Origin of the sequence: Stenotrophomonas sp. BIO128-Bstrain (genome assembly GCF_030128875.1) — a bacterium.
GTDB lineage: Bacteria > Pseudomonadota > Gammaproteobacteria > Xanthomonadales > Xanthomonadaceae > Stenotrophomonas > Stenotrophomonas bentonitica_A.
This window is the reverse complement of record NZ_CP124620.1, coordinates 4,132,994-4,145,929: the sequence shown is the minus strand read 5'-3', so window position 1 is coordinate 4,145,929 and position 12,936 is coordinate 4,132,994. Positions and strand designations below refer to the sequence as shown.

Here is a 12,936-nt window from a genome sequence, read left to right as displayed (position 1 = left end):
GCAGCCCGTCTCGCTTCCAAATAGCCGACGATTGCGCAGGCAAACACCCCCGCAAGTGCAGGGATCCGCAGGTAATGGGAGAGCTCTTTCGTGCCCTCTATCGCCTTTCTGGGCCTGTTCTTGGCCCGCTTGCAGGTAGTGCAGAAAAAGCACCCCACGAAGTGCGCAGGCGTGGCGGGGAGACGAGTGCGCGCGCCGGGGTCCGTACGCTGCGTGTGGGCGGTCTAGCCGTACTCGAACTGCCCGATGTCGGTTGGATCTTTGCTCCGGCCTGCGATGGAGCCTTGCGGTACTCCGGAACCCAATGCGCATGCGACTAGGCCGCGCGCCCCGAATTCTCTCTGCCCGCACACATAGCGAATCCGCGCCCTGGTGGCTGGCCGCGACGTCCCCCCGGGGCGGTCTGACGGTTGCGTTTGGGTTGGCGAGAGGGCCCCCTTTGGCCCAAAATGCACTTGCGCTCAAGCGCGCATGAGGAGGCCGGCGTATGAGGCTGTTTAGAGGGATGAGCAAACTGCAATACGCAGCCCGCACCGGGTTAACGGCCAGGAGTGACGTTGCAGAGGGTCAGCTCTATGCAGGCGGACTGAGCGTCCTCGGCAGGGATCCGGCCGAGGTCGCCCTTTACGAGATAGGTGCCGGGGATTCCAATGTCAGTACCGGGCCATGCCTCGGGAATTCGCTGTACCTGCACGCCACGCATAGCGACTTCTACCCACACGCCTTGTTGTCATTTAGCACCTCCTTCCACGTGGCGGCGTACTTCTCATACGTACAAAATCGGCACATTGACGACCTCGGGATTGTCATCGAAACGGACTGTAGAGTTTTGGAGGAAGCAGGCTTTCCCTGGCACCGAAATCACGACGTTCATCCGTGGGAAAGCGAAGTCTCGGTGTTAGTCGCGAACGCTGCACAACTCCCGGACCATGTCGTCACGAACGTGCATGAGATTTATCTTGGAGGATTGCATGCCAGCGCGCTGGCGCTGGACTTGGAGCACACGGGAAAGCAGGGAGTGCCGCCGTTTCTAAGGAACGTCGACCACCCATTCTGTCAGTAGAAATGGAGTTCCGCTATGACGTACATGCTGATCACTTCAGCACTATTGACCGCCTTCGTCTTCATTGGCAGCGTTTTGGTATGGGGATTGAGTGTTATATGCCGTTTCCTTTCAGCGCTCGCTTTTCCGAGAACACTTGACCTGCGCTCACGCACCCAATGTACCGAGTCGCGGCAGCTCATGGCACCGCATGGGTGCTGGGTTATGCGGATTGCCGCAATCCGCAGCAACCCGCTAGACAAGTTTCCGCCACTGGCTAGGACGACCCGAGAATTGGGTAGCCGCTTTGTTGTTGGCCTAGTGCGAACTGGGAAGAGTAGGCGGGGTACTGGACGTGCTCAATCTTTACGAGCGCGGCCGTAATGTGAGCACCTTGGAAGACGGTCTGATTCTTCCCCCAGTACATTGAGACAACCCTATTAGGGTTGTTTGGTAAAACGCTGGTTTGCGCCTCGCCTGGCCCTGTGTAGACATAGACCCAATCACCAACGTCAATCGACGTATTACCCAGCCACAGCATGTTGTCACGCAGCGGGAGTGAGCCTCCTCCTGACTGGCCCCTCAGTGCGAGCAGGATGAGGTACCCGGCCAGGTCTACGGGTTGGTCCGCCCTCAGAACAATGCGTTCAAGATTCGCGACTCCCGCGTCGAAAATGCCTACCACGCTTAGTCCATCGCCAAAATTAATCATTGCTCTTGCCCTTGAAGCGTGGAACCACCCAGCCGGCGACTAGGAGCACTAGAGCCAGCACGCCCATCAGTTGCGCCTGGCCTACGTTGTTTGATTTGGAGGCGTCCACTGCTAGACCGGCCAAGATCGACGCAGCCGTCATGCAGAGCTGACTTAGCGTGGTGGTCTGCTTGGCGGAGCTCACCTTCTCTGAAAGGCGTGAACTCTTGACACGCTCATCCGATAGCTCGTCCCTCAACTGGTCGATAATTCTGTTCCGCTCCCTGGACTCTTCACGAGCGAGACGGAGTTCCGATTCCAAGTTGGTCACCGAACTCGACATCAACGCTGCGAAGGCGTTTCCACCAATCGACCGTGGGCTCCCCTCTGCGAGTCCCTGGAGGGTGCCGCCTATTCCCCGGTACATATCGCGGGAAATGAACTCTTCGGGATCGCGCGGACCGACCGTTTGAGACCCCTCTCCCCCCGGACTGTCCGGAGGCGGCGCTTGGGCCGTCGAGTCTATAGCCATCATTCCTCTTCCTTTAGGTGCGGCGCTGTTGTCGCCGCATGCTATGGCGCGGGGGCTCAGAACTCCAGCTAGAGGCGATTCATCCCACTACAGGCCGACTCTCGACGGCGGTAACTATGGCGGTACCTAAGTGGGCGCGTGTGCGTCAAATGCCCACGTGGCAACCATTTCGCGGCGATGTGTGGATCCCTCCGGGCGCACCATCCTTGCCACTTCCCCGTGTTCATTGCTTTGCCTGCGCTGACCGCGCCCAGGCTGGGCCGCGCCATCGTCTGGCCGACCGGGGGTCAATGCGCGGACGGGATGGCCGGTACGCACCGGTACCGGCCATTCGACGTCAGGCTTCCTCAGTACGTCCCATCAAACGCAAAGATCGGCTTGCGCTGCTTCCACAGCCCGGCGGTGAAATCCGGGAATTCCAACGTCTGGAAACTGTTGGCGATCGACTGCTCGGACAGCGGCGTGATCGCGCTCCAGGTGACCGCGTCGTAGATGTCGATCGGCATCGGTGCCCGGGCCTTGAGCGCCTCCACGAAGGCATGGATGACGAACCAGTCCATGCCACCGTGGCCGGCGCTGGCGGCGGTGTCGGCGTGCTGCTTCCACAGCGGGTGCTCGTACTGATCCTGGTAGGCCTGGAACGGTTCCCACTTGTGCGGCGGGCTGCGACCTTCGATATGGATGGACTGGTTCACGTCCATCCACAGGCCCTTGGTGCCCTGCACACGGAAGCCCATCGAGTACGGCCGCGGCAGCGAGGTGTCGTGCTGCAGCAGGATGGTCTCGCCGTTCTCGCAGGCCAGCGTGGTGGTGACGATGTCGCCGAGCTTGAAGTTCACCTTGGTGCTGGGGTGGGTCGTGCCACCGCTCTTGGCCACGGTGTACTCATGCAGACCGCGCGCCTTGCTGGCGAAGGCGTTGATGTGGGTGAAGCGGTTGCCGCGGTTGATGCCGGTATACATCGCACACGGGCCAATGCCGTGGCTGGGGTACAGCTCACCGTTGCGCTGCACCGAATGTTCGGTGCGCCAGCGCGCCTCGGACCAGCCCTTGGCACCGAATTCCACGCCGCTGTCATAGGGCTGGCTGGGATCGCCGGAGTTGAACTTCACGCCCCGCAGGTCGTGCTGGTAGCCGCCCTGCAGATGCACGAGCTCGCCGAACAGGCCTTGCCGCACCATCTGCAGCGCGGCCATCACGTCGCGGCGATAGCAGACGTTTTCCAGCAGCATGTAGGGGGTGCCGGTGGACAGCTGGGTCTTGAGCACATCCCAGTGGTCCTGCAGGGTGATGCCGGCGACCACTTCGCAGCCCACCGCGACCTTGGCCTGCATGGCCGCGACCGCCATCGGCGCGTGGTATTCCCATGGTGTGGCGATGACCACCCCGTCCAGCCCGCGCTGCTCGATCAGCCGCTTCCACGCGTTGACATCGCCATCCTGGCCATAGGCCTTGGGCGCAGGCTTGCCGGCCTTGGCGACCATGTCCATGCCGCGCTTGAGCATGATCGGCTCGATGTCGCACAGGGCGACCACCTCCACGTCATCGCGGCGGACCAGTTCTTTCAGCAGCACCTGGCCGCGCATGCCGGTGCCGATCAGGCCCAGCCGCACCTTGCGTGCGCGGGCCCAGGCGGGTGTGTTCGGCAGCAGGCTGCTGGCGGCGACGGCCGCGCTGGCGGCGATGAATTCTCTGCGTTTCATGGACAGTACCTCGTGTGAAGATCGCGCCGGCCGGGACCGGCGCGAGGGATGCATCAGAATTTGTAGCCCACGGTCAGACTGTAGCCGCGACCGAAGATGGTGGCGTAATCGCTGGAGTCGCCCAGGAAGCTGTTCGGGTCATAGAACGGCAGACGGTCGAACAGATTCTTGATGGTGAAGCCCACGTTCCAGTGGTCATCCGGGCGCCAGGCCACGCTCAGGTTGGCGGTCCACCACGACGGGGCGCCATCGCACTTGCTCTGCTCCACCGGCAGGTAGCCGGCGGTGCAGGTCTGCGGGTTGTTGTCTTCCTCGTCGATCTGCTGCAGCGCCCACTTGGTGCCGCCAACGTAGTTGACAAAGACGCTGGTGGTGACCTGCTTGTAGCTCCAGTCCGCGTTCAACGTGGCGCGCAGGCGCGGGTTGTTGTAATAGCCGACCAGGTCGCCGTAGTACCAGCCGCTTTCGTCATCCAGGTAGGAACGGTTGCGGTTGGCGAGGGTGGCAGCCACGCCGATGTTGAGGTTGCCCCATTCGCCCAGCGAGAAGCGGCTGCGCGCGTCGATGTCGAAGCCGTCGATCAGGGTCTTGCCGCGGTTCTTGTATTGGCCCACCACGCTGGCCACGTTGCCGACGCTGTAACCGGGCAGCGTGCCGGGGCACGCGACGCCGCTGGCCGGATCGGCGCACATCGCCGCCAGGGCGGCCAGGTTGGCGCGGTCGCTTTCGGTGATCGGCGAACGGCTGGAGGAAATGATGTCTTCGTCGCGGGTGAAATCCGGGGCGACGATTTCGTTGCTGCGGTAGATGAACCAGTAATCGGCCGACACCGACAACCATTGGGTCGGCTCGTAGACGAAACCGAGCGTGGTGATCTTGGCCTTCTCCGGCTTCAGATCCGGGTTGGGCTGGGTCATGCGCGCCACGGTGCGGCTGCAGTCGGTATTGAGCAGGGTGTTGCCCAGGTCCACGTCACCGCCACGCTGCGACTTCAGCAGCAGGTTGGCGATCGCGTTGGTCTCGTTGCAGCGCACTTCATCACGGTAGCCCCCCAACTGGGCGAACACGCCGCCGTTGCCGGACTCGGCCAGGCTGGGCGCGCGGAAGCCGGTGGAGTACGTGCCGCGCAGCATCAGCTGGTCGAACATCTGGTACTTCAGGCCGATCTTCGGGGCCAGGTTGGCGCTGAAGTCCGGGTACTTGTCCACGCGCAGCGCGGCGTCCAGTTCCAGCTTCTCGGTGAGCGGCGCCACCGTCTCGGCGAACAGCGCATAGGTGTTGCGCTTGCCGTCGAACCACGAACCACCCTGCTGGGTGATCAGGCCGTTGGCCGCATCCGGGTTGCCCGGCGTGTAGAAGGTTTCGCGGCTGGCGTTGAAGCCGAAGGCCGCACGCACCTCGCCGGCCGGCATCTGGAACAGCGGGCCCTCGATCTTGCCATCCAGCGTATGCAGGCGTGTCCAGGACTGGATGTCGAAGGTCGGGAATGCTTCGCGGATCAGCGCGGCGTTGGCCTCGCTGATCTCGCCGAACTTGTAGGCCGGGTGGTCGGAGATGATGACGCGGCCGGTACCCGGATCGAAGGAGTACGGGCCGAAGGCCTTTTCGAAGCCGGCCAGGTTCACGTTGGTGGTCTGGTAGGTGACCGAGTGGCTGCCGGCGGTGGCGAAGGCGGTTTCCCAGTTCCAGTCGCCGATGTCACCGCGCAGCCCGGCCACCACGCGATAGCTCTGGTCGGTGTTGCGCTGGCCGAAGTGGTTGGCGCCCACGTCCTGCAGCAGGTACTGCAGGCCGACCACGCCACCCATCAGCGCTTTCAGTTCGGGCGAGGCGTGGTTGTATTCGTTGTTCGGGCCCAGGTACGGATACAGGAACTGGTTGACGGTGGTACCGGTGTTGCGCGAGAACCAGCTGGTCGGGTTGCCGGTGGTGGTGCCGTAGGCGCGCGGTGTGCCGCCATTGGCGGTCAGGTCAATGTCGGTGTAGGTCGCCTCGGCGAAGGCTTCGGTGCTGTCGCCGATCAGGAAATGCGCGTTGACGTAGGCGGTGTTGCGCTCGGACTTGGCGCCGGCGTCGATCTCGTTGTTCATCCACGTCTCCCAGATACACCGCGGGCCGGCCGCTTCGCTGGTGAGCACGTTGTTGCAGCCCGGCGCGGCTTCCTGCACGCGGCGGCCGGTGACCGGGTCGAAGGCGAAGTAGCTGCCGGGGTTGAACTCACCCGGCTTGCTGCCGGTACCCAGGCGCAGGTTGGGCAGGTAGTTCGGGTTGTTGACGTAGTACTGGTCGGGGCGCTTGTCGTAGAAATCGCTCAGCGGGATCGCGTCGCGCCGGTACAGGTTCACCGAGGCGTAGACGTTGTAGCGGTCTTCATCGAGGTCGCCGAAACCGGCGGTGATGCTCCCCTGGTGCTCGCCATAGGAGCTGATCCGCGAGGATTTGTCGGTGGTGAGATTGATCTCCGCACCCTGGTAGGAGCGCTTGGTGATCACGTTGATCACGCCGGCCACCGCGTCGGTGCCGTACACCGCCGAGGCACCGTCGGTCAGCACTTCCATGCGTTCGATCGCCGCGGCGGGGATCGCATCGATGTTGACGAACTGTGTCTGGAAGCCGGCCGGCGCGCCGTAGTAGGACAGCCGGCGGCCATTGAGCAGCACCAGCGTGCCCTGCGCGCCGAGGCCACGCAGGTTGGCCTGCGAGGCGCCGTCGGAGCCGGTGAACAGTGAGCGGGCGTCCTGCTGGCCCGGCCGCGCGGCGGGCAGGTTGTCGAGCACCTGCAACAGCGTGCGCGCGCCCATGTTCTCGATGTCCTGCTTGCTGATCACCTGCACCGGCGAGGCGGTTTCCACATCGCTGCGGCGGATGTTGGAGCCGGTTACTTCGATGCGCGACAGCTCGGTGGCTTTGGTATCGGGCGCTGCGTCCTGCGCGCCGGCACTGCCGACCACCGCAACGGCCAGGCCGAGTGCGATGGACAAGGGGGTGGCGGTGATGCGGCGATGGCGATGGCGTTCGGTCAACATCTTGGGCTCCTTGTTCGATCCGCAGCGTGGGGCTGGCGGTGGATGGGTGTGTTCGGGCAAACGTCCCCCGTGCCGCGGCCAGAGGGCCGCAGACGGGAAACGGGAGAGAGCTGTTTTTCTGAAAGCGTGTTTCTTCGGTTACGGCGACACGATGCTGGCGGTATCGCCCTCCTGTCCGATCAGGGCCGCATTGGCCCAGTTGCCACAGACCTGCGCGGGGTGGTCGCCCTGCGCTCCGAGCGTGCGCAGGCTCAGCCGCTGCAGGCCGCGCACGTCCAGCTCCGGTTTGACCACGCCGGGTGCGTTGACCAGGCCGCTGTCATACAGCAGCCGACCGTCACCCCACACCTGGAACTGCATGCCGCCGGCGGTGCGGCACTGATCATCGATGCCCAGGTCGGCGCGCAGCAGGCGCCAGCTGCCGTTGAGCTTCAGGTCGATCCGGCTGCTGGCATCGACGCCCAGGCCGCGGCGGAAATGCAGGCCGTTCATGCGCATTTCCGCCTGCCCACCGAAGGCGTGGTCGGTGGCGACGCTGGCCTGCAACGGTGCCGGCAGCGGCAGCGCAGACAGGTACAGCTGCTGCGCCGGGCCGTCCGGCTGCGGATGCTCCAGCACGTGGAAGGTGGACAGCACGATCGGGCCGACATCGCGCGGCTGCAGCGCATCCACCGCACGTGCCACGCTGCCCTGCGCAGCCGTCACCATCGGATCGACACCACTGGCGCCATCACCTTCCGGGTTCTGCGTGCTCAGCACGCGGAAGCGCAGCAGGCGGCCGGCATGGGCGGGGAAGTCGATCTGCTGCATCCCCTGCTGCAGGGTCAGACGACCGCGCTTGATCGGCTCACCCCACTCGCCGTTGCTGTCGGCCATGTAGATTTCATAGTCGCGGATCTGGCCGTTCTTCCAGTGCTGGTCGTTGCGCGGCGCCAGTTCGATGCCGTCGATCAGCTTGCGTTCGCCGAAGCCGAGCACCCATTCGTGCGCGCCGGTCTTGACCGCCTGGTTGCGCACGGTGCGGAACCACGTCGCCGGATCGTCGTCGAACGCCTTCTCCATCTCATAGCCCTGCTCCTCGGCCGGGCGGTTCACCACCAGCAGGCTGTCCGACGGCAGCGCGCGGCCCAGTTCCGGTGCGGCCGGGAAGGCATCGTCGGCCGGCGCGGCGGCAACCGGCAGGTCCAGCTGGAGTGCGAGTGGCTGGCGGATGTCGGTCGGCGCGGTGCGTACGTGCAGGGTGCCGCGGCGTTCGGCCGCGTCGAAGTACCAGCCTTCGTTGGCGCCCTGCCATGCTGCCTGGTCGGCCAGCATCGGCAGCGCACGGCCGTCCAGCGTCACGGCGGCGGGGCGCTGGCGGCTGAGCACGCGAAGCGCATAGCGCCGCTGCGGCAGCTGGCCGGCGTACCTGCCCTGCACCGGATCGATGCGCACCTGCACCGGGCCCATGCCCTGCGCCGGGGCCTGCACCGTGATCGCCTGCGTGCTCGATTCACCCTTCTCATAGCGGCGGGTGGTGCCATCGTCTTCGTACAGCGTGTACTGCGAGGTGCCCTGCGGGTACAGGTCGAAGGTCACTTCATCGAGCGGTTTTTCGCCGTCGTAGAGCATCGCCGGGTACATCGGGATGATCGCGCCGGCGCGCACGAACACCGGGATCGTGGCCAGGTCGACCGGGCGGTCCAGCGAACGTCCCTCGGCCCCGGCCTGCAGCTGGCGGCCATCCCAGTAGTCGATCCAGCGGCCCTGCGGCAAGTGGATGTCGCGGCGCCAGCCACGGCTCGCGGCCTGGCTGCGGTACACCGGCGCGATCAGCAGTTCGCGGCCGAGCAGGAACTGGTACTTGTGCGCCTCAGTGTAGGCCTGCGGGTCCTGCGGGTAATCCCACATCAGCGCGCGCAGCAGCGGTGCGCCGGTGGTGGCCGCGTCATGCGCCAGTCCGTACATGTACGGAGTCATGCGCATTTTCAACTTGAGGTAGTCGCGGTTGACGCTGCGGTAGGGTTCATCGAACCACCACGGGTGCTTGCGTGCATTGCCCGACCAGCCGGACATGCCCATCAGCACGGGGGTGAAGCTTTTCCACTGCAGGTCGCGGGTGAAGGTCTCGGCGCTGCCGCCGAAGATCGCGTCCACGTCGCCACTGGCGTAGGCCATGCCGGACAGGCCCGAGCCGATCAGGGTCGGGATGTGCCAGCGGATGTAATCCCAGCTGCTGCTCTGGTCGCCGGTCCAGGCCACCGCATAGCGCTGGATGCCGCCCCAGCCCATCACCGTCCACAGGAACGGGCGCGAATCGGAGTTGTCCATGATGCCGTTGAACGCGGACTGGTTGGCATCCATGGCGAACTGATAGCCCTTGCCGGTCCAGGCCACGTCCAGCTTCTGCACGCGGCTGCCGGCGGTACCGACTTCCCAGGCGATCTTGTCGACGCCGTTCTCGGTCCACAGGCCGGTCCTGAAGCCGTACTTCGCCAGCCCCTGCACGGTCTCGGGCAGCTTTTTGTAGCCGCAGCCGTAACCATCGTTGGGGAGGATCCAGCCGCCGGGCATGTCGTGCTCGCGGTACTGCCTGGCCACGCTGTCCACCACGTCGGGCGTGGTGCCGGTCGGGCCGTCGCTCCAGCCGTCGGGCACGCTGCCCGGCTTTTTGATGTTGTTGCCATCGTTGTAGCAGTCGGCGTCGCCATAGGAGAACGCCCAGCGCGGCAGCAGGCCGGCGCGGCCGGTCAGCGTGGTGTAACGGTCCAGCAGCGTATGCAGGCTCGGCCCGACGAAGTAGTACGCATCGAAGCGGTCCTCGCGGTGCAGCAGCGTGGCCTGGTCGGCCTGGCGCAGATCGTAGGTGCCGTCGCTCCAGGTATTGCGCAGCATGCCCCAGCCCCGCGAGCTCAACAGCATCGGCGCCGGGTTGGGGCGATCGCCTTCTTCCCAGCCACCGGAGTACGACACCTCCAGTTCGCGGCCCTTGAACTCGAAGCGGCCGTTCTGCTGGCCACCGCCGTAGAAGTGCTCATCGCTTTCGCTGGAGAGCACCTGCACGCTCTGGTCCTTGTCCAGGTCCAGCGGCTGCAGTTCGCGCCACAGCGCGACATCGCGGTCGCCCTCGCGGCGGACCAGCGCCAGGCGCAGTGGCTGGCGCTGGATGTGCAGGACCAGCGCATCGGTGCGGATGCGCACCCCGTTGGCATCCTCTTCCAGTTGGACGGCAACCTTCGCGGCCGGCTGCGGCAGCACGATCGGGGCGGCCTTGTCGCCGGCACCGGTGAGCGTGCCGTTGCGGCCGGCGCGCACGCGCAGGACGTCATCGCGCAACAGGTCCACGCGCACCGTGGCGCCGGTATCGGTGCTGAGCGTCCAACCGGGGGTGCCGTCGTTGGCGGGGGTGGCACTGATCGCACGCAGGTTACCCACCGGCGCGGCACTGGCGGTGCCGCCCAGCGCCACTGCGGCAAGCAGTGCAATCGTCAGACCAGTGCGTCGTAACCGGAAGTCCACCTTGCCCCCAAGCCCGCGGTCAGCGGGAAACTGAAACCAGTGCGGCCGACTCTAGGGCAGGGTCTCGAAAGATGTCAACAAATTGCAAAGAAAAAGGAAGGATTATTTATATAAAACGAAAGATACTGTGCCGCCCTGCTTTCCAAACGGCGCCTGAATACGCGTTTTGGACCGCTCGAAACCTTGCTGCGGCGCGGCATTCCGGTGAAGTCCTGACGGGAGCCCGTCAAGAAGACGACGAAAACTGTGACCGATCCACCTTTTCTTTATCTTTCGATATTTGACATTTCGAAAGAAAACGCAGAAGGTGCGGTCGCCCAACAGGAATTGCGAATGGACGCTTCTCTGCTCCCTGATTTGCCCACGTGGCAGCGCCTCGGTGGCGCCTATACCGCCGAAGAAATCGCTCAGCAGCCCCGGCTGTGGGCCGCGCTGGCCGGCCTTCTGGACGCAGCGCAGGCGCGCATCGATGGCTTCCTCGGGGAAGCCCTGCGCGATCCCGGACAGTTGGTGATCTTCACCGGCGCCGGCAGCTCGGGGTTCATTGCCGAGATGGTGGCCGACCAGATCAATGCGCAGTGGCCTGCCGAGGTCCGCGCCGTGCATACCACCAGCCTGCTGACCCATCCGGCGCTGTACCTGCGCCGCGACCGCCCGACCCTGCTGGTCTCGTTCGGGCGCAGCGGCTCCAGCCCGGAAAGCGTGGCGGCGGTGGATCTGGTCCGCGACCAGGTCGACCGCGCACGCTTCGTGGATATCACCTGCAATGCCGAAGGCGAACTCGCCAAGCGTGGTCACGGCCGCAGCGATACGCTGTCGCTGCTGATGCCGGCGGCCAGCTGCGACCGCGCCTTCGCGATGACCAGCAGCCTGAGCTGCATGCTGCTGGCCGCGCTGAGTGCGTTCGACAGCGCCCCGTGGGCGCAGCGCATGGAACGTCTGCACAGCCTGGCCAGCCACGGCGAACGCGCACTGGATGCCTGGGATGCGGCGGTGGCCACGCTGGCCCAGGCGCCATACGCGCGCGTCATCTATCTCGGCAGTGGGCCACTGGAAGCGGTCGCCCGCGAGGCCGCGCTGAAGGTGCTCGAACTCACCGCCGGCCAGGTGCTGGCGCTGGCCAATACCCCGCTGGGGTTCCGCCATGGGCCCAAGTCCACCCTCAACGGGGAAACCCTGGTGGTGATGCTGCGCAGCGCGCAACCGCTCGCCCGCCGCTACGAGCAGGACCTGTTGAACGAACTGCGCCGCGACGGCATCGCCGGGCGTGTGTTGTCGATCGGGCCGGACGATGCGGACCGCGCCGATGGCGACTTCGTCCTCGCCGCACCTGCACTGCCCGATCCGTGGCTGGCCCCGCTGTGGTTGCTGGCGCCGCAGTGCTATGCGCTGCAACGTTCGGCCGCGCTCGGCATGACGCCTGACAATCCCTTCCCCGACGGCACGGTCAACCGTGTGGTGCAGGGCGTGACCATCCACCCCCACGGCTGAGCGCGCATGCAGACCTGGTACGGCATCGACATCGGCGGCACCAAGATCGAACTGGTCGCGTGCGACGCCGCGCTGGCGGTGCATCATCGCCAGCGCGTACCGACGCCGACCCGGGACTACGCTGCGTTCCTGCAGGCGATCGTCGATCTGGTCGATGCGGCGGATGCCGCCCTCGGCCAGCGCGGGGTCGCCGTCGGCCTTGGCCTGCCCGGCGTGCGTGATCGCGCCAGCGGCCGCCAGCTCAGTGCCAATGTGCCCAGCCTGACCGGTCACACAGTCGGGGCGGACCTGCAGGCTCGCCTGCAGCGCCCGCTGGAACTGGGCAACGATCTGCAGTGCTTTGCCTTGTCCGAAGCGCATGACGGCACCGCCGCCGGGTATCCCAGCATGTTCGGGGCGATCCTCGGCACCGGTGCGGGCGGTGGCTTCTGCGTCGGTGGCCGGCTGATCGCCGGGCACAACGGCATCGCCGGCGAGTGGGGCCACTGGAGCCTGCCCGCCACACTGCAGCAGCGCCACGATCTGCCGCTGCTGGACTGCGGCTGCGGCCTGCGCGGCTGCCTGGAGCGGTACGTGTCCGGCAGCGGCCTGGCGATGATCCATGCGCGGCGCGGTGGTACAGCGCTGGATGCTGCCGAGGTGGTCGCACGCGCGCAGGCCGGCGATGCGATCGCGCAGCAGGCGCTGGACATCCACCGCGACCTGCTCGGCTACAGCTTCGCCAGCCTGATTCTCGCACTCGATCCGCACGTGATCGTGCTCGGCGGTGGGCTGTCCAAGCTGGAGCAGCTGTATCGCGATCTGCCGGCCGCGATCGCGCCGTACCTGTTCACCGGCGTGCGCGTGCCGCCGATCCTGCCGCCCACCTTCGGCGATGCCGGCGGTGCGCGGGGCGCCGCCCTGCTCGCGCGTCAGCACCATCCCTCCCCCTGAACACCGCTGTTACTGGAGTT

At 65.6% G+C, this 12,936-nt stretch carries 7 protein-coding genes; 3 read left to right on the top strand and 4 right to left on the bottom strand.

Translation table 11 applies throughout. The annotated features are described in order from the left end of the window. Nucleotides 1-505 precede the first annotated feature (505 nt). Nucleotides 506-1,063 carry a hypothetical protein gene (locus tag POS15_RS18820; RefSeq protein ID WP_284128655.1) on the top strand — a complete coding sequence of 186 codons (558 nt, stop codon included), beginning with the start codon at nt 506-508 and terminating at the stop codon, nt 1,061-1,063. 683 nt (nt 1,064-1,746) lie between these two features. On the opposite strand, the gene POS15_RS18815 is transcribed toward POS15_RS18820, so the two are convergent. The 4 genes from POS15_RS18815 to POS15_RS18800 form a co-directional block, all read right to left on the bottom strand. Next, a complete protein-coding gene (locus POS15_RS18815) occupies nt 1,747-2,265 on the bottom strand; it encodes a hypothetical protein (RefSeq protein ID WP_284128654.1) in 519 nt (172 codons plus the stop codon). Between the two features lie 347 nt (nt 2,266-2,612). Continuing rightward, on the bottom strand, nt 2,613-3,968 hold the full coding sequence (locus tag POS15_RS18810) for a Gfo/Idh/MocA family oxidoreductase (RefSeq protein ID WP_284128652.1): 1,356 nt from the start codon (nt 3,966-3,968) through the stop codon (nt 2,613-2,615). Nucleotides 3,969-4,021: 53 nt separating this feature from the next. Continuing rightward, a complete protein-coding gene (locus POS15_RS18805) occupies nt 4,022-6,994 on the bottom strand; it encodes a TonB-dependent receptor (RefSeq protein WP_284128651.1) in 2,973 nt (990 codons plus the stop codon). A gap of 138 nt (nt 6,995-7,132) precedes the next feature. Beyond that, nucleotides 7,133-10,492, bottom strand: coding sequence for a TIM-barrel domain-containing protein (locus tag POS15_RS18800; protein ID WP_284128650.1), 3,360 nt, complete (start codon nt 10,490-10,492; stop codon nt 7,133-7,135). A 333-nt stretch (nt 10,493-10,825) separates the two neighbouring features. On the opposite strand from POS15_RS18800, the gene POS15_RS18795 reads away from it, so the two are divergent. Further along, on the top strand, nt 10,826-11,983 hold the full coding sequence (locus POS15_RS18795) for an SIS domain-containing protein (protein ID WP_284128649.1): 1,158 nt from the start codon (nt 10,826-10,828) through the stop codon (nt 11,981-11,983). A gap of 6 nt (nt 11,984-11,989) precedes the next feature. Continuing rightward, the gene (locus tag POS15_RS18790; RefSeq protein WP_284128648.1) at nt 11,990-12,916 is read left to right on the top strand and encodes an ROK family protein; all 927 of its coding nucleotides are present in this window, start codon (nt 11,990-11,992) and stop codon (nt 12,914-12,916) included. The last annotated feature ends 20 nt before the right edge of the window (nt 12,917-12,936 follow it).